The 21,526-nt window shown below is 74.9% G+C and carries 19 protein-coding genes and 1 pseudogene; 8 read left to right on the top strand and 12 right to left on the bottom strand.

From position 1 onward, the window contains the following. Window positions 1–85: 85 nt before the first annotated feature. The 3 genes from trpA to trpC are packed head-to-tail and all read right to left on the bottom strand — an operon-like array spanning window position 86 to window position 2,963. The gene (trpA, locus tag D7I43_RS05565) at window positions 86–889 is read right to left on the bottom strand and encodes a tryptophan synthase subunit alpha (RefSeq protein ID WP_120327295.1); all 804 of its coding nucleotides are present in this window, start codon (window positions 887–889) and stop codon (window positions 86–88) included. After that, on the bottom strand, window positions 889–2,121 hold the full coding sequence (gene trpB, locus D7I43_RS05560) for a tryptophan synthase subunit beta (protein WP_120327294.1): 1,233 nt from the start codon (window positions 2,119–2,121) through the stop codon (window positions 889–891). Before trpB ends, trpA begins: the two co-directional genes overlap by 1 nt. A gap of 38 nt (window positions 2,122–2,159) precedes the next feature. Continuing rightward, window positions 2,160–2,963 (bottom strand): indole-3-glycerol phosphate synthase TrpC, encoded by an 804-nt coding sequence (gene trpC / locus D7I43_RS05555; protein WP_192902079.1) that lies wholly within the window; start codon window positions 2,961–2,963, stop codon window positions 2,160–2,162. Between the two features lie 452 nt (window positions 2,964–3,415). On the opposite strand from trpC, the gene D7I43_RS05550 reads away from it, so the two are divergent. Then, the gene (locus tag D7I43_RS05550; protein ID WP_120327292.1) at window positions 3,416–3,670 is read left to right on the top strand and encodes a hypothetical protein; all 255 of its coding nucleotides are present in this window, start codon (window positions 3,416–3,418) and stop codon (window positions 3,668–3,670) included. Here D7I43_RS05550 and D7I43_RS05545 read toward each other — a convergent pair. From D7I43_RS05545 to D7I43_RS33460, 4 genes and pseudogenes are all read right to left on the bottom strand, one after another. Beyond that, window positions 3,663–4,196 carry a Trp biosynthesis-associated membrane protein gene (locus D7I43_RS05545; protein ID WP_240032817.1) on the bottom strand — a complete coding sequence of 178 codons (534 nt, stop codon included), beginning with the start codon at window positions 4,194–4,196 and terminating at the stop codon, window positions 3,663–3,665. The genes D7I43_RS05550 and D7I43_RS05545 overlap by 8 nt on opposite strands. 121 nt (window positions 4,197–4,317) lie before the next feature. After that, window positions 4,318–5,871 (bottom strand): anthranilate synthase component I, encoded by a 1,554-nt coding sequence (locus D7I43_RS05540; protein ID WP_120327290.1) that lies wholly within the window; start codon window positions 5,869–5,871, stop codon window positions 4,318–4,320. A gap of 19 nt (window positions 5,872–5,890) precedes the next feature. Beyond that, the gene (hisI, locus tag D7I43_RS33465) at window positions 5,891–6,322 is read right to left on the bottom strand and encodes a phosphoribosyl-AMP cyclohydrolase (RefSeq protein WP_120327425.1); all 432 of its coding nucleotides are present in this window, start codon (window positions 6,320–6,322) and stop codon (window positions 5,891–5,893) included. 186 nt (window positions 6,323–6,508) lie between these two features. Then, a pseudogene (locus D7I43_RS33460) lies at window positions 6,509–7,099 on the bottom strand (phosphoribosyl-AMP cyclohydrolase); the annotation flags it as partial. A gap of 281 nt (window positions 7,100–7,380) precedes the next feature. Between D7I43_RS33460 and D7I43_RS05530 the strand changes: the two are divergent. The 3 genes from D7I43_RS05530 (at window position 7,381) to D7I43_RS05520 (ending at window position 9,589) form a co-directional block, all read left to right on the top strand. After that, window positions 7,381–8,154, top strand: a complete 774-nt coding sequence (locus tag D7I43_RS05530; protein WP_120327289.1) for an ABC transporter ATP-binding protein — start codon at window positions 7,381–7,383, stop codon at window positions 8,152–8,154. Then, window positions 8,151–8,906: an ABC transporter permease gene (locus D7I43_RS05525; protein WP_120327288.1), complete on the top strand. Its 756-nt coding sequence runs from the start codon at window positions 8,151–8,153 to the stop codon at window positions 8,904–8,906. The genes D7I43_RS05530 and D7I43_RS05525 overlap by 4 nt, the downstream gene beginning before the upstream one ends. Window positions 8,907–8,971: 65 nt before the next feature. Next, window positions 8,972–9,589 carry a TetR/AcrR family transcriptional regulator gene (locus D7I43_RS05520; protein WP_120327287.1) on the top strand — a complete coding sequence of 206 codons (618 nt, stop codon included), beginning with the start codon at window positions 8,972–8,974 and terminating at the stop codon, window positions 9,587–9,589. A gap of 2 nt (window positions 9,590–9,591) precedes the next feature. On the opposite strand, the gene D7I43_RS05515 is transcribed toward D7I43_RS05520, so the two are convergent. Next, complete coding sequence (locus tag D7I43_RS05515) at window positions 9,592–10,350, bottom strand: DUF2470 domain-containing protein (RefSeq protein ID WP_120327286.1); 759 nt, start codon at window positions 10,348–10,350, stop codon at window positions 9,592–9,594. A 69-nt stretch (window positions 10,351–10,419) separates the two neighbouring features. On the opposite strand from D7I43_RS05515, the gene rpsD reads away from it, so the two are divergent. Continuing rightward, window positions 10,420–11,031, top strand: coding sequence for a 30S ribosomal protein S4 (rpsD, locus tag D7I43_RS05510; RefSeq protein ID WP_120327285.1), 612 nt, complete (start codon window positions 10,420–10,422; stop codon window positions 11,029–11,031). Window positions 11,032–11,134: 103 nt separating this feature from the next. Here rpsD and D7I43_RS05505 read toward each other — a convergent pair whose 3' ends face one another. Next, window positions 11,135–12,925 carry an ABC transporter ATP-binding protein gene (locus D7I43_RS05505; protein ID WP_120327284.1) on the bottom strand — a complete coding sequence of 597 codons (1,791 nt, stop codon included), beginning with the start codon at window positions 12,923–12,925 and terminating at the stop codon, window positions 11,135–11,137. After that, window positions 12,922–14,802, bottom strand: coding sequence for an ABC transporter ATP-binding protein (locus tag D7I43_RS05500; RefSeq protein WP_120327283.1), 1,881 nt, complete (start codon window positions 14,800–14,802; stop codon window positions 12,922–12,924). Before D7I43_RS05500 ends, D7I43_RS05505 begins: the two co-directional genes overlap by 4 nt. A 150-nt stretch (window positions 14,803–14,952) precedes the next feature. Here D7I43_RS05500 and D7I43_RS05495 point away from each other — a divergent pair, with 150 nt between their 5' ends. The 3 genes from D7I43_RS05495 (at window position 14,953) to D7I43_RS05485 (ending at window position 18,617) form a co-directional block, all read left to right on the top strand. Further along, the gene (locus tag D7I43_RS05495; RefSeq protein WP_120327282.1) at window positions 14,953–15,582 is read left to right on the top strand and encodes a TIGR03085 family metal-binding protein; all 630 of its coding nucleotides are present in this window, start codon (window positions 14,953–14,955) and stop codon (window positions 15,580–15,582) included. A 197-nt stretch (window positions 15,583–15,779) separates the two neighbouring features. Next, window positions 15,780–16,652, top strand: coding sequence for a terpene synthase family protein (locus tag D7I43_RS05490; protein WP_240032807.1), 873 nt, complete (start codon window positions 15,780–15,782; stop codon window positions 16,650–16,652). 138 nt (window positions 16,653–16,790) lie between these two features. Then, window positions 16,791–18,617, top strand: a complete 1,827-nt coding sequence (locus D7I43_RS05485) for an AMP-dependent synthetase/ligase (protein ID WP_120327280.1) — start codon at window positions 16,791–16,793, stop codon at window positions 18,615–18,617. 25 nt (window positions 18,618–18,642) lie between these two features. Here the strand turns inward: D7I43_RS05485 and D7I43_RS05480 are convergent, their stop codons facing one another. Both D7I43_RS05480 and yczR read right to left on the bottom strand, forming a co-directional pair. Next, entirely contained in the window at window positions 18,643–19,956 is a 1,314-nt protein-coding gene (locus D7I43_RS05480; protein ID WP_240032806.1) for a low temperature requirement protein A, read from the bottom strand. A gap of 69 nt (window positions 19,957–20,025) precedes the next feature. Next, window positions 20,026–21,483 carry a MocR-like transcription factor YczR gene (gene yczR / locus D7I43_RS05475; RefSeq protein ID WP_120327279.1) on the bottom strand — a complete coding sequence of 486 codons (1,458 nt, stop codon included), beginning with the start codon at window positions 21,481–21,483 and terminating at the stop codon, window positions 20,026–20,028. Between the last annotated feature and the right edge of the window lie 43 nt (window positions 21,484–21,526).

The following is a 21,526-nucleotide window of genomic DNA, read 5'->3' as shown; positions in this document are numbered from 1 at the left end:
GCCGGGGCGCGGGGGCCCGGGCGGGTCTAGGCCCGGGCGCGGGGGTCTGAGGCCCGGGCGCGGGGGTCTGGGGCGGGGGTGGGGGTCAGGGGCGGGGGGTGCGGACGCCCTCGGCCAACTCCGCGCTCAGGGTGCGCAGGGCGGCCAGGCCGGCGGCCTCGTTCGGCGCGTCGAGCACGCAGCGGACGAGCGCGCTGCCCACGATCACGCCGTCGGCGTACCCGCCGACCGTGCCGGCCTGCGCGCCGGTGCCGACGCCGAGCCCGACGCCGACCGGCAGGTCGGTGACCGCACGGACCCGGGAGACCAGGACGGGGGCCGCGTCGGAGGTGCGCTCACGCGCCCCGGTGACGCCCATGATCGCGGTGGCGTAGACGAACCCCCGGCAGTGCTCGACGGTCATGGCCAGCCGCGCGTCGGTCGAGGACGGGGCGACCAGGAACGTCCGGTCCAGCCCGTACGCGTCCGAGGCGGCGAGCCACTCGTCGGCCTCCTCGGGGATGAGGTCGGGAGTGATGAGGCCGGTGCCCCCGGCGGCGTCCAGGTCACGCGCGAACGCGTCGACCCCGTACCGCTCGATCGGGTTCCAGTAGGTCATGGTGACCACCGGCGCGCCGGTGGCCGCGACCGCCTCGATGATGCGCAGCGTGTCGGCCGTGCGGACGCCGCCGGCCAGCGCGATGTCGCTGGCCTTCTGGATGACCGGCCCGTCCATGACCGGATCGGAGTACGGGATCTCCACCTCGATCACGTCGACCCCGGCCTCGACCATGGCGGTCATCGCCGCGATGCTGCCCTCGACCGTGGGGAAACCGGCCGGCATGCAGCCCACCAGCAGCGCCCGACCCTCCGCGCGCGCCTTGTCGAAGGCGACCCCGATCCGGCTCATCACTGCTCCCTGTCGAGGATCCCGAAGTACCGGCCGGCGGTGTGCACGTCCTTGTCACCCCGGCCGGAGAGGTTGACGACGATGGTGGGCTCCCGACCCAGCTCGGCGGCGAGCTTCGGGGCGATCGCGGCGGCCCCGGCGAGCGCGTGGGAGCTCTCGATGGCCGGGATGATGCCCTCGGTGCGGCACAGCAGTTCGAACGCGGCCATCGCCTCGTCGTCGGTGACCGGCAGGTACGTCGCCCGGCCGGTGTCGTGCAGCCAGGAGTGCTCCGGCCCGACGCCCGGATAGTCCAGGCCCGCGGAGATCGAGTGCGACTCGACCGTCTGCCCGTCGGCGTCCTGGAGCACGTACGTCCGGGTGCCGTGCAGCACGCCCACCGAGCCGCCGGTGATGCTCGCCGCGTGCCGGCCCGTCGCCACGCCGTCGCCGCCGGCCTCGAAGCCGTACAGCCGCACGTCCGGGTCGCCGACGAAGGCGTGGAAGATGCCCAGCGCGTTGGAGCCGCCGCCGACGCACGCGGCCACGGCGTCGGGCAGGGCGCCGGTCAGGTCGAGGCACTGCTGGCGGGCCTCGTCGCCGATGCCCCGGACGAAGTCGCGCACCATGGCCGGGAACGGGTGCGGCCCGGCGGCGGTGCCGATCAGGTAGTGGGTGTCGCCGACGTTGGCGACCCAGTCCCGCATCGCCTCGTTCATGGCGTCCTTGAGCGTGCGGGAGCCGGTGGTCACCGGGACGACGGTGGCGCCCAGCATCCGCATGCGGGCCACGTTCAGCGCCTGCCGCTGCGTGTCCACCTCGCCCATGTACACCACGCACTCGAGGTCGAACAGCGCGGCCGCGGTGGCCGCGGCCACCCCGTGCTGCCCGGCGCCGGTCTCCGCGATGACCCGGGTCTTGCCCATCCGCTTGGTGAGCAGCGCCTGACCGAGCACGTTGCGCACCTTGTGCGCGCCCGTGTGGTTCAGGTCCTCCCGCTTGAGCAGCACCCGCGCGCCGAGCTTCGCGGAGAGCCGCTGCGCCGGGTAGAGCATCGAGGGGGTGCCGGCGTAGTCGCGCAGCAGGGCCTCGAACTCGGCCCGGAACGACTCGTCGGCCATGGCGGTGCGGTGCGCCTCGGACAGCTCGTCGAGCGCGGCCACGAGCGCCTCGGGCACGAACCGCCCGCCGAAGCGGCCGAAGTGACCGGCGGCGTCGGGCTGGAGGCCGGTGGGGGCCGGCGCGTCGCTCATCGGGGAAGTCCTCTCGCTGCTGGCGGGCCGGCGCGGGGTCAGCGCACCGGACGGGGCGTCGCCGGGTGGTTGCCGGCGTTGACCAGCTCGGCCACCGCCTCCCGGGGACTCTTCTGGGTGACCAGTCCCTCGCCGACCAGGACCGCGTCGGCCCCGGCGGAGGCGTACCGGATGAGGTCGTGCGGGCCGCGCACGCCGGACTCGGCGATCTTCACGACGCTGCTGGGCAGGCCGGGCGCGATCCGCTCGAACACCGAGCGGTCGACCTCAAGGGTACGCAGGTCGCGGGCGTTGACGCCGATGACCTGGGCGCCGGCCTCCAGGGCCCGGTCGGCCTCCTCCTCGTCGTGCACCTCGACCAGCGCGGTCATGCCGAGCGACTCGATGCGCTCCAGCAGCCCGACGAGCGCGTTCTGCTCCAGCGCGGCGACGATCAGCAGCACCAGGTCGGCGCCGTGCGCCCGCGCCTCGTGGACCTGGTAGCTGGAGACCACGAAGTCCTTGCGCAGCACGGGCACCCGCACCGCGGCGCGCACCGCGGCCAGGTCGTCCAGCGACCCGCCGAACCAGCGCCCCTCGGTCAGTACGCTGATCGCCCGCGCGCCACCGGCCGCGTACTCGCCGGCCAGGTCGGCGGGGTCGGCGATCTCCGCGAGGCGGCCCTTCGACGGCGAGGAACGCTTCACCTCGGCGATCACCGCGACGCCGGGCCGGCGCAGGGCCGCGTACGCGTCCAGGGGCGGCGGCGCGGCGGCGGCCAGCTCCCGGATCCGCTCCAGCGGAACCTGCTCCTGCCGGCGGGCGACGTCCTCACGCACCCCGGCCAGGATCTCGTCGAGCACGCTTGCGGGTGCCGCCGAAGCGGCCTCGTCCCCCTCCGCGTGCGCATGCTCAGCAGTCACCAACGGACTCCCCTCTCCGGGTGTCATGGGCCGATGCTAGGTGGCGCCACCCGACGCCAGGTGGTGGGGGTATGGCGCTGCTCACGAAACGGCCTGCGGCATAATGGCCGACCTGCCGTGAAGAGGACGTCACGCAGCGCCACCTCCCGCCCGGCGGGCACCCGGCGAACCCGCCCGGACTGCACCGGCGTCGACCGCCGGAACACCTCCAATGATGCTCGTCGATGCTGTGAGCAAGCTCAAGGACTGACGGCCCTGCCCTGGTGCCGGCCGTCGCGGCAGCGTTGATGCGACGGACACCACGGCGAAACGTGAGTCGGCGAGCATCGACGTCGGGCAGACTCGATGACGCGCCTGCCCACCATCGCCAACCTCCTCGTGCGGAGTGAGCCATGAGCACAGCCGGTCCGAACCCGAGCATCGGCCTGACGACCATCTCGCGCACCGTCGCCTCCCTCGCCGTCGGCGTGGTGCACACGGTCGAGCGCGCGGTCGTCGGCGAGGCACGGATGCGCACGGCGCGCGGCAACGCCTGGGAGGCGGTCTGCGCCGACCGGGCCCGCGCCGACCGGCGCGCCGAGCTGGACCGCCTGGTCGCCGAACTCGCCGCGGCCCGGCGACAGCGGGAGCGGCAGCCGGTCAGCTGACCGTCGGGTCCTCGCCCCGGTCCAGCGCGTCCCACGCCTCGGTGGTGCGCCGGCCGTCCACCGGGCCGCCCGCGGGCTCCCCGGTGGGCGCCCCGGTCCGGGCCGGCCGCTCGTACCGCGCTCCCATCCCGGGCCAGCCGCGTCCCCGCAGCGCCGTCAGCAGCCCGCCCGCCGCGGCGAGCACGCCGCCGGCCAGGCACAGCGCCGGCCACTGCCGGCTCACGGCGCCCCCGAAATCCGCCACGAGGCCGTAGCCCCCGCCGGCCGCCACCGCCAGCCCCAGCAGCGCGAGCAGCGCGCCGAGGACCTGGCGCACCCGCCCACGGGTGGCGAGCACCGCGCCGCCGCCGGCCAGGCCCACCAGGGCCAGCGCCGGCAGCCACGGCAGCAGGGCGGCGCCGCTGCGGGTCGTCCGCTCCGGGGGCAACGGCGCCGGGCGTACGGCCAGCTCCACCGACCAGCTCCGGGTCGCCGCCCAGAGCGCCAGGCCCGCGCCGGCGAGGCTGAGCAGCACGGCGTACGTCAACTGCCGCCGCCCCGCGACGGCCGGGCCCGCCTCCCGCTCGCCGCGGCGCGGCTCGGCGGCGCTGCGCTCCTCGCTCACCCCGCCCGCCTCTCGTCCGCGGCGGCGCGGCTCGCCTGCGCGCTCACCGGGCCGCCCTCAGCGTCTCGGCCGCGGCGATGGCCGCCAGCACCGCGGCGGCCTTGTTGCGGGTCTCCTGGTCCTCGGCGTGCGGGTCGGAGTCGGCCACCACCCCCGCTCCGGCCTGCACGTACGCCCGGCCCTCGCGGATCAGCGCGGTCCGGATGGCGATGGCCATGTCGAGGTCCCCGCCGAAGCCGAAGTAGCCCACCGTGCCGCCGTAGATGCCCCGCCGCACCGGCTCCAGCTCCTCGATGATCTCCATGGCGCGCACCTTCGGGGCGCCGGAGAGGGTGCCGGCCGGGAACGTCGCGGCCAGCGCGTCGAACGCGGTGCGGTCCTCCCGCAGCGTGCCGACCACCGTCGAGACGATGTGCATGACGTGGCTGTACCGCTCGATGGTGGCGAACTCCGGCACCTCGACGGTGCCCGGCCGGCAGACCCGGCCCAGGTCGTTGCGGCCCAGGTCGACGAGCATGACGTGCTCGGCGCGCTCCTTCGGGTCGGCCAGCAGTTCGGCCGCGAGGCGGGCGTCGGCCGCCGGGGTGCCGCCACGCGGGCGGGTGCCGGCGATGGGGTGCAGCAGCGCGCGCCGCCGGCCGTCCCCCTCGGTGGTCACCTTCAGGTGCGCCTCGGGCGAGGATCCGACGATGTCGAAGCCGTCGAACCGCAGCAGGTACATGTACGGGCTCGGGTTGGTGGTGCGCAGCACCCGGTAGACGTCCAGCGGGTCGGCGTGGGTGGGCCGCTCGAAGCGCTGGGACAGCACGATCTGGAAGCACTCGCCGGCCCGGATCGCCTCCTTGGCCGCCTCCACCGCCTTCGGGTAGCCCCCCTCCGGCGTACGGCCGACCACCTCGCCGGCCGGCGGCCGGTCCACCGTCGAGATCATCGGCGGGATGGGCCGGGACAACGCGGTGGTCATGGCGTCGAGCCGGCCGACCGCGTGGTGGTACGCGGCGGCGACGCGCGCGGCCCGGTCGGGCTCGTCGAGCGGAGGCAGGACGGCGTTGGCCACCAGGATCGCCGAGCCGTCGTAGTGGTCGAGCACCACCAGGTCGGTGGCGAGCATCATGCCCAGCTCGGGCACGCCGAGGTCGTCCTCGGTCAGCTCGGGCAGCCGCTCGAAACGGCGAACCAGGTCGTAGCCGAGGTAGCCGACCATGCCCCCGGTCAGCGGCGGCATCCCGCTGGCCGGATCCCAGGCCGGGCCGGCGAGGGCGGCCACCGTCTCACGCAGCGCCTCGACCGGGTCACCGCCGGTGGGCAGCCCGGCCGGGGGCTGCCCGAGCCAGGCGGCGGCGCCGTCCCGTTCGACGAGGGTGGCGCTGCTGCGGACGCCGATGAACGAGTAGCGCGACCACGCCATCCCGGTCGCCCCGGCGCCCTGCTCGGCCGACTCCAGCAGGAACGTGCCGGGGCCGCCGGCCAGCTTGCGGTAGACGCCGACCGGCGTCTCCGCGTCGGCGAGCAGCCGCCGCGTCACGGGCACCACCCGCCAGCGGCCGGCCAGCTCCGTGAAGGTCGCCGGGTCCGGGCTCACCGTGCCGTCGGTCATGACCACCCCCGCCGCGCGCTCACGGCGCGTCCGCGCCGGTGACCGGCAGCTCGTCGAAGAAGCAGGTGCGGTGGCCGGTGTGGCAGGCGGCGCCGACCTGGTCGACGCTCACGAGCACCGCGTCACCGTCGCAGTCCAGGGCGACCGAGCGGACGTACTGGTGGTGCCCCGAGGTGGCCCCCTTCACCCAGTACTCCTGCCGGCTGCGGGACCAGTAGGTGGCCCGGCCGGTGGTGAGCGTACGGTGCAGCGCCTCGTCGTCCATCCAGGCGACCATGAGCACCTCGCCGGAGTCGTGCTGGCGTACGACGGCCGCCACCAGGCCGTCGGCGGTGCGCCGCAACCGGGCCGCGATGGCCGGGTCGAGCCGGGACGGGCGGGCCGGGCCGGAGACCGGCGGCTCGCCCGCGGAGGTGGGGGCGCCGGTCATCGGCGCGTCAGGTACGGGCACAGTGAGCCATTCTCCCGCACGCGGCGCGGGCACCGGAGACGGCTCCCGCCGCGGGCCCGGTGGGGCGGTTGGCGGCCCGGCGAGCTGGGCGACGTAGCGGTCCAGCCGCCCGTCGAGCAGCGCCTCGGCCAGGTCCGACCCGGCGGTGCCGGCGACCTCGGCGGCGTACGGGCGGATGAGCGGCAGCGTGCCGGTGACCAGCCGCACGGCCGCGGCCCAGAGCTGGCCCGGGGCGCCGGGGCGCAGGCCGAGGCAGAGCAGCATGTCCTCCCGGTAGCCGGGCGGGGCGACCGGCAGGTTCAGCGCGGCGGCGAAGGCCGCCCGGCGGGAGGCCACCCGCACCGACGGGTTGGCCAGCCGCAGCACGGACGGGCACAGCCGGGCCAGGTCGGCGGCGGCGAGACGGACGCCGAGGTGGTCATCGGCCGCCCGCGCCCCGGCGGTCTTGCCGAGGGTGGCGATCAGCTCCTCCAGTTGCGGTTCGCCGGCCGGCTGGCAGAGCACCGGCAGGTCGATCCGCGGCCGCCAGTGCGCGTCGGCCCACAGCAGCCGGGCCGGCGCCAGGACGGGCAGACCGAACGCCCAGTCGGCCGGCTCGCCCAGGTGCGCCACCCACGAGTGGACGTCGCGGGCCGCCACCGACACGTGGGTGAGCCGGCCGGGGGTGCGGGCCAGGTACGCCCGCCGCGCCGCGTAAGGCGCACCGCCCACCAGCACGTCGAGGTCCACGTCGCTGTGCGCGGTGGCGGCCCGGCGTGCGTGGCTGCCGCGCAGCATGATGCCGACGACGGGCCGGTCGGCGAACTCACGCAGCCGGGCGGCCCAGTCGTCGAGGAATCCGGCGTCCGGTAGCGGAGCGTGACTCACGACCCCATCGTGCCGTACGGCCCGATCAAGGGGCAATGTCCGATGATTGACCGACTGTCCGGTCGGCGGCTACTGCCCGAACCATCGCATTCGCCGCCCTCAGCACCGCGCTCCTGGCCCTCCGCTGTTGCGCCGGGGCGGAGAACTCAACTAGCGTTGAGTTCAACGGGTGTTGAGTTCGAGGAGGGGCGATGGACGACGCGATCGTGCTCCGCGACCTGGTCGTCGACCGGGGGCGGCGACGTGTGCTGCACGGCGTCAGCTGCGCCGTGCCGCGCGGCGTGGTCGCCGGGCTACTCGGGCCCAGCGGCAGCGGCAAGACCACGCTCATGCGGGCCGTCGTCGGCGTGCAGACCGTCAACGGCGGCACGGTCACCGTGCTGGGTCGCCCGGCCGGCACGCCCGAGCTGCGCCGCCGGGTCGGCTACCTGACCCAGGCGCCCAGCGTCTACGCCGACCTCACCGTGCGGGAGAACGCGCGCTACTTCGCCGCCCTCCACGGACGCAGCCGGGCCGACGCCGACCGCGCGGTGGCCGACGTGGGGCTGCGCGAGGCGGCGGGGCAGCTCGTCGGCACCCTCTCCGGCGGCCAGCGCAGCCGCGCCTCGCTGGCCTGCGCGCTGGTCGGCGAGCCGGAGCTGATCGTGCTCGACGAGCCGACCGTGGGGCAGGACCCGGTGCTGCGGGCCGACCTGTGGGCCCGCTTCCACGAGCTGGCGGCGTCCGGTGCGACGCTGCTGGTGTCGAGCCACGTGATGGACGAGGCGGCCCGGTGCGACCGGCTCCTGCTCATCCGCGAGGGACGGCTCGTCGCCGACGACACCCCGGCCGCGATCCGCGCCGCCGCCGGGGTGGCCGACCTCGACGAGGCGTTCCTGCGCCTCATCCGGGCGAGCGAGACGGGCGGCGCGGTGGCGACCGGCACGGGCGGCCCGGCGGGCGCCGCCGGAGGGGAGACGTCGTGAACCCGAGGATCCTGGCGGTCACCACCGGCCGCATCCTGCGCCAGCTGCGGCACGACCGGCGCACCGTGGCCCTGCTGCTGGTGGTGCCCACGCTGCTGCTCACGCTGGTCTACTACATGTACGCCGACCAGCCCGCCCCGCCCGGCGGGCCGTCCACGTTCGACCGCATCGCGCTCGTGATGCTCGGCTTCTTCCCGTTCATCGTGATGTTCCTGGTCACCAGCATCGCGATGCTGCGCGAGCGCACCACCGGCACCCTGGAACGCCTGCTCACCACGCCGCTGGCCAAGGCCGACCTGCTGTTCGGGTACGGCATCGCGTTCGGACTGGCCGGCGCCGTGCAGGCCACCGTGGCGGCCGGCGTGGCGTACTGGGTCTTCGACCTGGACACGGCCGGCGGCAGCGGGCTCGTCATCCTGATCGCCGCGCTGAACGCCGTGCTGGCGGTCGCCCTCGGGCTGTTCTGCAGCGCCTTCGCCCGCACCGAGTTCCAGGCCGTACAGTTCATGCCGGTCGTGGTGGCCCCGCAACTGCTGCTCTGCGGGCTGTTCGTGCCCCGCGGCGAGATGGCCGGCTGGCTCCAGGCGGTCAGCGACGTGCTGCCGCTGTCGTACGCCGTCGAGGCGTTGCAGGAGGTCGGCGCGCACGCCGAGCCGACCGGCACGATGTGGCGCGACGTCGCGGTGGTCGCCGGGGCGGCGGTGCTCGCGCTGGTGCTCGCCGCGGCCACGCTGCGGCGACGCAGCGGCTGACCCGGACGGGGCCGGCCCGGATCGGAGACCGGGCCGGGACGGTGGAGCACGAGCGAAGGGCGGCGATGGCGCGGCGGACCGGCCGGCGACCCGGCAACCCCGGCACCCGGGAGGCGATCCTCGACGCGGCGCGGGCCGCGTTCGCCGAACGGGGGTTCGACGCCGCCTCCATCCGGGCCATCGCCGGGACGGCCGGCGTGGACCCGGCGCTGGTGCACCACTACTTCGGCAGCAAGGACCAGCTCTTCCTGGCGGCCATGCAGGCGCCCGTCGACCCCCGGGAGCTGCTGCCGACCGTGCTCGCCGGCGACCCCGGGGGCATCGGCGAACGGCTGGTCCGCACCTTCCTCGCGGTCTGGGACTCCCCCGCCGGCACGGCCGGTGTGGCGCTGCTGCGCTCGGCGGTCAGCAACGAGTGGACGGCCCGGCTGCTGCGCGAGTTCGTCGTGACCCAGGTGCTGCGCCGCGTGCTGAACCACCTCGACGTCGCCCCGGCCGAGCTGCCGCTCCGCGGTTCGCTCGTGGCCACCCAGCTGATCGGGCTGGCGATGATCCGGTACGTCGTCCGGCTGGAGCCGGTCGCCTCCGCCGCCCCGGAGACGCTGGTGGCGAGCGTGGGCCCGACGATCCAGCGGTACATCACGGGGGACCTGCCGCCGCAGCGGGATTCCGCCGGTTCCTGACGTCAGGCGGGACCGCCCGGGCCGGCGGCGGCGCGCGGGCAGATCATCGGGTGCAGCAGGCGGGCCAGCTCGGCGTGGTCGGCCACCGGGGCCGGGAAGGCCAGCCGGATCCGGCGCCGGGCGCCCGGCCGGCCGTACGCGACGACGAGGCCGTGCCGGTCGATCCGGACCACCCGCGGCGCGCCGGCGGGGTCGTCGCCGGTCAGGCCGAGCTGCCGGCGCAGGTAGGCGGTCACCTCGTCGCCGTGGTGGTCGGCGAGGTCGGCCAGCAGCGCCGGCTCCAGGGCGTGCAGCGGGTCCGGCGCGGCCTCGGCGTACGCCTCGGGGTCGACGCGGCGGACGGTGTCGCCGCGTTCCCAGCGCGCCTCGACCACCTCGAAGCGGAACATCCGGAACCGGGTGCCGAGGTCGAGCAGGTCGCCGGTCGGGTCGACGGCCGCGAAGTCCTGCGCCGCCGCGCGGGCCTCGTCACCGCGCAGCTCGCCGGCCCAGCCGGAGACCCAGGCGCGGCCGAGGCTGGGCGCGCCGGCCGCGGGTGGGAGGTCGAGCACGTCGAGGACGACCGCCACGTCCTCCTCCCCCGGCCCGGGACGCAGCGCCGCGGCGAGGTCGCTGACCACCGGCACGAGCAGCAGCACCCGCCCGTCCGGGTCGGTGACGTGCCGCACGTGGTGCGGGCCGGGCCGGTGCGCCAGGTGGACGAGGCCGGGGAGCCGGCCCGCGACGAGGGTGCGGACGGTCTCCGCGGGGCTGGGCCGCATGGCACGACCTCCTCAGTAGGTTAGGCTTACCTAAGTAGCACCCTAGAGCACCGGAACGGAGAGGTCCACGTGAACCACGCCCGGCCCAAGGCCCGGCTCTCCCGCGCCCTCGGCATCCCGCTGACCGCCAAGTGCGTGCGGTACGTCGAGCGCCGCCCCTACCCGCCGGGCGTGCACGGGCGGCAGCGCCGCAAGACATCGGACTACCAGGTGCGGCTGCTGGAGAAGCAGCGCCTGCGCCACCAGTACAACGTCAGCGAGACCCAGCTCCGTCGCGCCTTCGACGAGGCGGCCCGGGGCACCGGCAAGACCGGCGAGCGCCTGGTCGCGCTCCTCGAACGGCGCCTCGACGCCGTGGTGCACCGCGCCGGCCTGGCCCGCAGCATCTACCAGGCACGCCAGCTGGTCGCGCACGGCCACATCACGGTCGACGGGCGCAAGGTCGACCGGCCGTCGTACCGGCTGAGCCCCGGCCAGGTCGTCGGGGTGCGCGAGCGCAGCCGCGAACGGCTGCCCTTCCAGCTCGCCGCCGCCGGCGCCCAGCGGGGTGAGGGCCCTGGCCAGCCGTACCTGTCGGTCGACCTGACCGGCCTGCGCGCCACCCTGCTGCGCGAGCCGGCCCGCGACGAGGTGCCGGTCATCTGCGACGAGCAGCTCGTCGTGGAGTTCTACTCCCGCTGACGCCCCCGCGCGGAGCCGCCCTCCGCGCCGATCTTGCAGTTTGTGCCCTCGATTCGCGGCGTTCGGGGCTTTTGCCGGGGCACAAACTGCAAGATCGCGGGGGTCAGCGGGTCTGTTCCAGCCAGGACGCGTAGAGCAGGCCGTAGGTCGACTCCGGGTCGCGGACCAGTTCGTCGTGCGGCCCGCGCTGCACGATCCGGCCCCGGTCGACCACGATCACCTCGTCGGCGGCCTGGGCCGTGGAGAGCCGGTGGGCGATGGCCAGCGTCGTCCGGCCCCGGGTGACGGCGTCCAGGGTGCGTTGCAGGCGCACCTCGGTGGCCGGGTCGACCGCGCTGGTCGCCTCGTCGAGCACCAGCAGGTCCGGATCCGCCACGTACGCCCGCGCCAGCGCCACGAGCTGCCGCTCCCCCACGCTCAGCGCCTCGCCCCGCTCCCCCACCGGGGTGTCGAGCCCCGCGGGCAGCCCGTCGAGCCAGTCGGCGAGCCCCAGCTCGGTGAACGCCGTCACGAGCTGCTCGTCGGTCAGCTCCGGGCGGGCGAACCGGACGTTCTCCCCCACCGTGGCGTCGAACAGGAAGCCGTCCTGCGGCACCATCACCACCCGCGCGCGCAACGACGCGAAGCGGACCTGATCCAGCGGCACACCGGAGAGCAGCACCGTGCCGGCCGTGGGGTCCATGAGCCGGGTGAGCAGCTTCGCGAACGTCGTCTTGCCGCTGCCCGTCTCGCCGACCACCGCCACCCGGCTCTTCGCCGGGATCTCCACGTCGATGTCGTGCAGCACCGGCGGGCCACCCGGGTAGGCGAAGGTCACCCCGGCGAACCGGATGTCCAGCGGGCCGGGCGGCAGGTCCCGACCCTGCTCACCCGGGTCGGCCACGTCGGGCGCCACGTCCAGCACGTCCAGCACCCGGCGCCAGCCCGCGATGGCGTTCTGCGCCTCGTTGAGCACCTCGGTGGCGATCTGCACCGGCTGGATGAACAGGGTGACCAGGAAGAGGAACGCGGTCAGCTGGCCGATGCTGAGGGTCCCGTCGACACCGAGGACCACCCCGAGCACCACCACGCCGGCCAGCGCCAGACCCGCCGCCAGCTCCCCCACCGAGCTGCCCATGATGCTGATGCGGATCGCCCGCTGCTGCGCCAGGCGCTGCCCGTCGATCGCCTCGTCGAGCCGCCGCGCCGTACGCCCCGCGATCCCGTACGCCCGGATCACCGGCGCGCCCACGACGCTCTCGGCGATCGCGCCGAGCAGGGCGCCGGTGCGCTGGCGGACCGCTCCATAGGCCGCGCCGAGGCGGCGTTGCAGCCACCGGATCACGAACACGGCGGGCAGGAAGGCCGCGAAGACCATGAGCGTGAGCTGCCAGGAGTACGCGAGCATCACGAGCGTCGTGACGACCAGCTGGCCGAGGTTGACCAGCAGGATCACGCCGCCCCACTGGAGGAACTGGGTGATCTGGTCGACGTCGCTGGTCACCCGGGACACCAGCGAGCCCCGCCGCTCGGACTGCTGGTGCAGCATCGACAGGTCGTGCACGTGCCGGAACGCCCGGATGCGGACACCCGCCAGCGCCGTCTCGCTCACCGTGAACAGCCGGCGCATCATCAGGTAGCCGCAGAGCGTGGTCACCACGAGGATCGCCGCCGCGGCTGCCACCACCGTCCAGACCACGCCCAGGTCGAGGCCACCGACGATGCCGTTGTCGATGCCCTGCTGGACGGCGACCGGCACGGCCACCCGGCCGACCATGTAGACCAGCGCCAGGCCGAGCGTGCCGATGAGGCCGGTCCGCAGCTCCGGCGAGAGCGCGAGGCCGCGCCGCAGCGTCCGCCAGGTGCTCTCCGACTCCTCCGGTCGCGGCGTGTCCCGATCCGCGGTCGCACTCACCGGTCCACCTCCATTTCGAGGCCCGAGTGCAGCGGATCCGCCTCGGCGTCGTACGGCTGTTCCTGGGCGCGTTCCACCTCGGCCTGCTCGTACGCGGTGACGAGGTCCGCGTAGCCGGGAACGGTGGCGAGCAGCTCCGCGTGGGTGCCCCGGGCCACCACGCGCCCCTGCTCGATGTAGATCACCTCGTCGGCCAGCGCGATGGTCGCCCGCCGGTACGCCACCACGAGGATCGACGCGGGCGGCGTGCCGGGCCGGTCGGCCGCGCGCAGGCCGGCCAGGATGGCGGCCTCCACCCGGGGGTCGACCGCGCTGGTCGCGTCGTCGAGCACCAGCAGCCGGGGCCGGCCGGCCAGCGCGCGGGCCAGCGTGAGCCGCTGCCGCTGCCCGCCGGAGAGCGAGGTGCCGCGCTCACCGACCATGGTGTCCAGCCCGTCGGGCAGGGCCGCCACGAAGCCGTCCGCCTCGGCCAGCCGCAGCGCCGCCCACACGTCGTCGTCGCTGATGCCCGGCCGGTCCAGGGTGATGTTGGCGCGGACGGTGTCGTCGAAGACGAACGGCACCTGGGCGACGAGGGCCGCCGTCCGGGCCAGCGAGGCGGCCGTCAGGTCGCGCACGTCCACCCCGTCGAGCGTCACCGTCCCCGAGCGCGGGTCGACGAGCCGGACGGCCAGGGACGCGATCGTCGACTTGCCGGCGCCGGTGGGCCCGACCAGCGCGACCGTCCGGCCCGCCGGCACCGTGAAGGAGACCTCGCCGAGCACCTCGGTGCCGGGCAGGTGCGCCTCCGCCGGCTCGTACGCGAAGCAGACGTCGCGGAAGGCGAGCGTGGCGGGGGTCGGCGTGGCCGGGTCGAGCTCCCGGTCGCCGTACGGCATCTCGCCGGTGGCGTCGAGCACCCGCCGGACCCGGTCCCAGCCGGCGACGCTGCGCGGCAGTTCGGCGAGCACCCAGCCGATCGCGCGCACAGGGAACGCCAGCACGGTGAACAGGAACGCCACGCTCACCAGGTCGGCGACGCCGATCGCGCCCTGCCGCAGCCGGAACGTGCCGACCACGAGCACGGCGAGCGTGCCGAGGCTCGGCAGGGTCTCCAGCATCGGGTCGAAGACGCCGCGCAGCCGCCCGACCGAGATGAGCGCGTCCCGCAGCTCACCGGCACGGCCGGCGAACCGGGCGGTCTCCTGCGCCTCCCGACCCATGGTCTTGACGACGAGCGCGCCGTCGAAGCTCTCGTGGGCGATGCCGCTGACCTCGGCCCGCAGCCGCTGGGCGCGGGCCTGCCGGGGCGCCATCCGGCGGGAGTAGACGACGTTCAGCGCGAACAGGGCCGGGAAGACGGCCAGCCCGACGAGCGCCAGCGCCCAGTCGGTGACGAAGAGCGAGGCGACGGCGCCGACCAGCATGACCAGCGTTCCGACCGCGAACGGCAGCGGCGCGATCGGGTACCAGGCGGCCTCCACGTCGGAGTTCGCGTTGGACAGCAGGGTGCCGGTGGCGTTGCGGTGGTGCCAGGCCAGCGGCAGCTCCAGGTAACGGCGGGTGACCCGCCGACGGTACGCGGCCTGGAGCCGGTACTGCATGTAGCCGGCCCCGAGCCGGCGGCCGAAGATGCCGACGACCCGCAGCACGCTGATCCCGAACAGGGCCGTCGCGGCCAGCACGAGCGTGCCCGTCGCGACCGAGCCGCGTTCGATCGCGGGGACGACCACGTCGCCCACGACGGCGCCCACCACGTAGGCGCTCGCGATCACCATGAGCCCGAACAGCACGCTGCCGGTCACCGCGACCGCGAAGATGCGTGGCTGTTCCCGGATCGCCCGCCCGAGGACCGCCAACCCCCGACCGAGCACGTCCCGATTCGTTCCGCTCGCCACGCTCTCCCCCGCCGTAAGCGCAAATTATCTCCCCCATCCTTACCGGTCGGGGCCCGCCCCCGCCGTCCGGCGGCATATGTCGGCGCTCACGCGGACACCGCGGGTGGCGCGCGGGCCGCGTCCCCGCCGCGCCGGGCCTACCCTGGGGCCATGCCGCGGTACGCCCGAGCCGAGCGCGAGGCGCTGGCCGATCTCCTGCTGACCCTCGGACCGGACGCGCCGACCGTGGCGGAGGGCTGGTCGACCCGGGACCTGGCGGCGCACCTCGTGGTGCGGGAGCGCCGCCCGGACGCCGCCGGCGGCATCGTGCTCCCGCCGCTGCGCGGGTACGCCGAGCGCGTCCGCCGGCGGATCGCCGCCCGTCCGTTCGCCGATCTGGTCGCCCAGGTGCGCCGGCCGCCCGTGTGGAGCCCGGTGAGCAACCCGCTCACCGACGAGCTGGCCAACACGATGGAGTTCTTCGTCCACCACGAGGACGTCCGGCGGGGCCGGCCGGGCTGGTCGCCCCGGGACCTGGCCGCCGGGCTGCAGGCGGCGCTCTGGCGGCGGGCCGCCCCGCTGGCGCGGCTCGCGTTGCGCCGGTTCCCCGCCGACGTGTACGTGCAGGCGCCCGGGCACGGGCAGCTCTCCGTCGGCCGGGGCGGCGAGCCGCTGCGACTGGTCGCGGCGCCCGGCGAACTCGTGCTGTTCCTCTCCGGCCGTCAGCGGGTCGCCCGCGTCCAGCTCGACGGGCCCGCGGCGTTGGCCCAACGGCTGCGCACCGCCGACCTGGGCCTATAACTGACTGTACGCAAACGGTCACTCAACGACCGTCCTGCATGTTGCACCCAGCGATTGGCACCGATCCCTTCTCCCGTACGCTTTCCCGGATCGTCCCGCACGGGAACGGCGCGACTGGGGGCACCATGCGGACCTTCGCGGTCTCGGCGCTGCGGGAACCCCCCTTCCCCGCACGACGCCACGACAGCACCGATCTGGTGGCAGGGGAGAGTACCGCCTGGGTGCAGGACTTCGGGCTGATCGGTTCCGGACACCGGTTGAGCCGGTTGCGCCGGGCCGACGCGGCGGGGCTGGCCGGACGCGCCATCCCGGACGGGCCGGTCGACCGCGTACGCCTGCTCGCCGACCTGATCTCGTGGCTGTTCGTGATGGACGACGCCTGCGACGACGACGGTCTGGGCGGCGCGCCGACCCGGCTGGCGCCCGTGGTGGCCGGCCTGCTCGACGTGCTGGACCGGCACGGCGAGGGCGCGTCCGCGCCGGAGTCCGGCGGGGCGCTCGGCGCCGCGCTGCACGACCTCTGCCGCCGGGTGCGGGCCCACGGGCGGTCGGCCCTGCTGCTGCGTTTCGTCAGCCGGGTGCGCGACTACCTGCTCGCCCTGCTGTGGGAGGCGACCAACCGGGAGCACGGCCGGGTGCCCGCGGTGGCCGAGTACGTCCAGATGCGCCGGCACACGGGGGCCGTGCACCCGAGCCTCGCCCTGACCGATCTGGCGCTGGACGGGCTGCCGGGCGCCGCGGTGCGGTCGGACCCGGCACTGCTCGCCGTGGACACGCTGGCGGCCGACCTCGTCTGCTGGTGCAACGACGTCTTCTCCTACGGCAAGGAGCGCGCGGCGCCGGACGGGCACAACCTGGTCACGGTGATCGCCCGGGAGTCCGGCCACGACGAGGACGCGGCGCTGCGCGCGGCGGCCGACCGGTTCAACGACACGCTGTCGGCGTACCTGGTGGCCGAGCAGCGCCTGCTCGCCCTCGACGACCCGACGGCGCGGACCGTCGTCACCGCCCGGCGCAACTGGATCCGGGCGACCTACGACTGGTCGCTCGTCGCCGCGCGGTACGCCTGAGAGCGGGCCGATCCGGCACGCCGGACGGGCCCGTCGGACGATCACCGGGGGTAGCCGAGGCCCGATGGCAGGCAATACTCTTCGGTAACCACCATGACGTGACGACCGTCACGCCACACCCCCGAAGGCGGCACAGCGATGGCTCTCGATGTACCGTACCGTTCCATTCCCGACATGTTCCTCAAGCGCGTGGCGGCGACCCCCGACCGCCACGCTTTCGCCCACCCCGCGGCCGACGACTCGGGCCCCGTCTGGCTGACCTGGGCGCAGGTGGGCCGGCGGGCCAGGGCGATCGCCGCCGGGCTGCACGGCCTCGGCGTCGGCCTGGAGGACCGCGTGGCGATCCTGGCCAACACGCGGCTGGAGTGGGTGCTCGCGGACTTCGGCATCATGTGCGCCGGCGGCGCCACCACGACCGTCTACCCGACCACCGAGCCGGAGGACGCGACCTTCATCGTCGCCGACTCGGGCTCGCGGGTGCTCGTCGCGGAGAACCCCACCCAGGCCGCCAAGATCGCCGGCGCCGACCTGCCGGCGCTGACCCACGTGGTGCTCATGGACGGGGCCCCCGACCCGTCCGCCGCCGTCCCGCAGCTCACCCTCGCCGAGCTGGAGGAGCGCGGCGAGCGCGCGCTGGCCGCCGAGCCCGACCTCATCGACATGATCGTCGCCGGCATCGGCCCCGACCACCTGGCCACGCTCATCTACACCTCCGGCACCACCGGCCGCCCGAAGGGCGTCGAGCTGCTGCACGGCGGCTGGTGCTGGGAGGGCGTGGCGCAGGCCAACCTGGGACTGCTGCGCGAGGACGACCTCCAGTACCTCTGGCTGCCGCTGTCGCACTCGTTCGGCAAGACGCTGCTCTGCGGCGCGACCCACGTGGGCCTGCCCACGTACGTCGACGGCCGGGTCGACAAGCTCGTCACCATGCTGAGCGTGATCCGGCCGACCCTGATGTGCGGGGCGCCCCGCATCTTCGAGAAGGTCTACAACGCCGCGGTGACCAACGCGCAGTCCGGTGGCGGCGCGAAGGCCAAGATCTTCGCCTGGGCCGTACGCGTCGGCAAGGAGAAGGTCGCCCTGGAGCAGGCCGGCAGGCCGGTCCCGGCCGGGCTGAGGTTGCGGTACCGGCTGGCCGAGAAGCTCGTGTTCAGCAAGCTCCAGGCGCGCCTCGGCGGCCGGATCCGGGTGCTCGTCTCCGGCGCGGCGCCGCTCAGCCCGGAGATCGCCACCTTCTTCGCGGCCGCGAACCTGCCGATCTCCGAGGGGTACGGGCTCACCGAGACGAGCGCCGGCAACTTCGTCAACCCGCCGGACGGGCTGCGCATCGGCACGGTCGGCAAGGCGATGGGCGACCTGGAGTGCCGGATCGATGCCGACGGCGAGATCCTGGTCCGCGGCCGGCCGGTCATGCGCGGCTACCACAACCTGCCCGAGGAGACGGCGGCGGCGTTCACCGAGGACGGCTTCTTCCGCACCGGTGACATCGGCACGCTCGACGAGCAGGGCTACCTGCGGATCACCGACCGGAAGAAGGACCTGGTCAAGACGTCCGGCGGCAAGTACATCGCGCCCTCGCACATCGAGGGCATGTTCAAGGCGATCTGCCCGTACACCTCGCAGGCGATCGTCATCGGCCAGGCCCGCAACTACTGCACGATGCTGGTCACCCTCGACCCGGACGCGATCAAGGGCTGGGCCGCCGGCACGGACCTGGAGGGCCGCGACTACGCCGAGATCGTGGCCTCGCCGCAGGCCCAGGCGATGGTCGAGGAGTACGTGGCCGAGCTCAACAGCCGGCTCAACCGGTGGGAGACGATCAAGAAGGTGACGATCCTGCCGCGCGACCTCGCCATCGAGCACGGCGAGATCACCCCGTCGCTGAAGATCAAACGCCGCGGTGTGGAGACCAACTTCGCCGCCGAGATCGACAGGATGTACGAGGGGACGCTCGCCGAGCTCTGACGGCGTGCCGGGCGGGGACGGCCCCTCAGAGGTGCCGTCCCCGCCAGACAGTCTGCTCCACCTCGGAGGCCACCTGCTCCTCCAGCGCCACCTGACGGACGTGGCGGCGCAGCGGCGCGTCGACGACCGTCTGCACCACCGTGGCCGCCACCGTGGCCAGTGCCAGCAGGCCGAAGGTGACCAGCTCCGGGAGGCCGGCGGCGACCGGGATCAGGACGGCCAGCAGGCCGACCGCCCCGACCGACGGCCACCGGGTCCGGGCGAGCACCCGGCGCGACAGCGCGACGAGGCTGGCCAGGTAGAGCGCGACGCCGCCGTAGAGGGCGAGCAGGTCGAACCCGGGCAACGGCACCCGTTGTCGCGGCAGGGCCGGGTCGGTGCCCTCGGCGAGCAGGCCCTTCAGCCCGAGGGCGAACAGGATGATGCCGGCGACCAGCGGCAGGTGGAGATAGGTGTACGCGTCCCGCGCCAGCGTGAGGCGCGTGTCGCGCTCCCGCGTCCGGTGCAGCGTCTGCTCCATGGCCAGGGAGAGGGTGTCGAAGTACGTCCACCAGAGCCCGGCGACGACCGCGATGCCGAAGATCGCCGCCACGACGACCGACCAGGTCAGCGGCAGACCGGCGACGAAGCCGGGCCCGAGACCCAACGCGATGATCGACTCGCCGAGCGCCACCAAAACGATCAGCGCGTGCCGCTCGGCCCAGTGGCCGGCCGAGACCACGGTCCACCCGGTGCCCCGCAGCACGACGCCCAGCCCGTACTCGACGGCCAGCGCGGCGGTCCACAGCCCCAGCCGGACGCCGACCGTGACCTGGACGCCGAGGGCGTTCTGCGGCAGCAGCGCCGCCGCGATGATCAGCCCCGTGGCGACGACCACCGGAACGGCCAGCACCAGCCACCGGCGGCGCAGGGCCGGGTCGTGGCGGGACACCCAGCCGAAGATCCCGACCTGGGACGCGCGGACGAGGAAGTAGCACACGGCGAACACCAGCGGCCCCGACAGGCCACCGGGCCGGTCCACGAAGGCCTGCGGCAGGGCCACCGCGAGCAGGAACGCGGCGCCCACGGTCGCGAACCCGAGCAGCGGCACGACGCCCTGGTCGGTGCGGACGACGTTGCCGAGCGCCGCGAAGCCCGTCCAGCACCACCACAGGAGCGCGAGCACCACCAGGCACTGGGCCAGCCCGCGCGGGGTGGGGTTGCCCGCCGTCACCGTGGTGACGTTGAGGAACGCGAAGACGAAGACCAGGTCGTAGAAGAGCTCCAGGCGCGTGGCCCGGGAGCCGGGAGCGCTCGGCTGGATGGCACGCGACCACCGGGGCCCGCCCACGCTCTCCACGCCGGCAGTGTCGCAGCGAACCGGGTTCCGGCAGGCCGGAACCGGCCAACGCCGGCGGCCCGTGCGCGATCAGGCGATGACCGCCGGCTCCCGCCACTGCGGCCGCGCGGCCCGGTCGAGGCCGTAGCGCACCGCCGCGATCCGGTCGACGGCCTCGACGAGGTCGGCGGCCGGCAGCGTGAAGGGCAGCCGGAGGAAGCGTTCGAGGGTGCCGTCGAGGCCGAACCGGGGTCCCGGCGCCAGCCGTACGCCGACCTCCTCGGCCGCCCGCGCGAGCGCGCTGGAGATCGGGCCGTCGAGTTCGGCCCAGAGCGTCACCCCGCCGCGGGGCACGCACACCCGCCAGTCGGGCAGCCGGCTGGCGAGCGCGCCGAGCAGGGCGTCGCGCTGCGCGGTGAGCTGGGCCCGGCGGTCCGCGACGATGGCCGGCGCCTCGGCCAGCAGGTGCACCGCCACGAGCTGGTCCAGCACGGGGCTGGACATGTCCACGCCGACGCGCGCCGCCGCGAGGCGCTGCACCTGCGGGGCGGAGGCGCGCACCCACCCGATCCGCAGGCCGCCCCAGTAGGGCTTGCTCATCCCGCCGATCGAGATCACCCGGGAGTGCCGGTCGAAGGACGCGACGGCCGGCGGCACCGGCGTGGCGTCCAGCGGCAGGTCGACGAAGGACTCGTCGACCACCAGGTCGGTGCCGGCGGCGTGGGCGGCGGCCACCACCCGCTCGCGCAGGTCGGCCGGCATGAGGTGGCCGGTGGGGTTCTGGAAGTCGGGGATCAGGTACGCGAGCTTCGGCCGGCCCTGGCGGATGCTGCCGAGCAGCAGCTCGGCGTCCCACCCGGCGCCGTCGAGGGCCAGGCCGTGGGTGGTGATGCGGGCACGGCGGGCGGCGAGTGCCGCGAGCGCGTTCGGGTAGGTCGGCGACTCGACCAGCACGCTGGCGCCGGGCGCCAGGGCCAGCCGGAGCACCAGGTCCAGTGCGTGCTGGGTGCCGCTGGTGACCATGATCTGGTCGGCCGAGGTGGGCAGGCCACGGGCGGTGTACGCCTCGGCCACCGCCTCGCGCAGCTCGACGATGCCGGTCGGGTGGTAGCCGGCGCCGCCCAGGTAGCGGGGCAGGTCCTCGGTGGCGGCGCGGGCGGCCGACAGCAGCTGCGGCGGCGCGGACAGGGCGGCCACACCGAGGTCGATCATGTCGAGGTCGTCGAGCGGGGTCCACAGCCCGGAGCTGGTCACCCGGTGGGTGCCGGGCAGCATGGTCCAGCTGCCCGCACCGCGGCGGCTGGCCAGGTGGCCGCTCTCGCGCAGCTGGCGGTACGCGGCCGTCACCGTGGTGCGGCTGATCCGCAGCGCCTGGGCCAGTTCCCGCTCGGCCGGCAGCCGTACGCCCAGGGGCAGGCGGCCGTCGGCCAGCAGCCCGCGGACCGCGGCCGCGAGCGCCGCGTAGTCGGGGCTGCGCCGGCGGCCCGGAAGTGAGTGCCACTGCCCGAGCAGCCGGGCCAATTGGGCTCCCCGCACCTGACTCGTCATGGCCACTCCCCCACGATTGGCTCTATTGCTTGACGAATTGGCC

It is taken from the genome of Micromonospora globbae (assembly GCF_003610785.1).
GTDB classification, from domain to species: Bacteria; Actinomycetota; Actinomycetes; order Mycobacteriales; family Micromonosporaceae; genus Micromonospora; species Micromonospora globbae.
The sequence above is the reverse complement of the archived record's forward strand: the minus strand, read 5'-3'. Positions and strand labels throughout refer to the sequence as shown.

Coding starts and splice junctions, on each gene's coding strand:
- trpA (WP_120327295.1), bottom strand. CDS start 889: ATGAGCCGGATCGGGGTCGCCTTCGACAAGGCGCGCGCGGAGGGTCGG.
- trpB (WP_120327294.1), bottom strand. CDS start 2,121: ATGAGCGACGCGCCGGCCCCCACCGGCCTCCAGCCCGACGCCGCCGGT.
- D7I43_RS05550 (WP_120327292.1), top strand. CDS start 3,416: ATGAGCACAGCCGGTCCGAACCCGAGCATCGGCCTGACGACCATCTCG.
- D7I43_RS05540 (WP_120327290.1), bottom strand. CDS start 5,871: ATGACCGACGGCACGGTGAGCCCGGACCCGGCGACCTTCACGGAGCTG.
- D7I43_RS05530 (WP_120327289.1), top strand. CDS start 7,381: ATGGACGACGCGATCGTGCTCCGCGACCTGGTCGTCGACCGGGGGCGG.
- D7I43_RS05520 (WP_120327287.1), top strand. CDS start 8,972: ATGGCGCGGCGGACCGGCCGGCGACCCGGCAACCCCGGCACCCGGGAG.
- D7I43_RS05515 (WP_120327286.1), bottom strand. CDS start 10,350: ATGCGGCCCAGCCCCGCGGAGACCGTCCGCACCCTCGTCGCGGGCCGG.
- D7I43_RS05495 (WP_120327282.1), top strand. CDS start 14,953: ATGCCGCGGTACGCCCGAGCCGAGCGCGAGGCGCTGGCCGATCTCCTG.
- D7I43_RS05485 (WP_120327280.1), top strand. CDS start 16,791: ATGGCTCTCGATGTACCGTACCGTTCCATTCCCGACATGTTCCTCAAG.
- yczR (WP_120327279.1), bottom strand. CDS start 21,483: ATGACGAGTCAGGTGCGGGGAGCCCAATTGGCCCGGCTGCTCGGGCAG.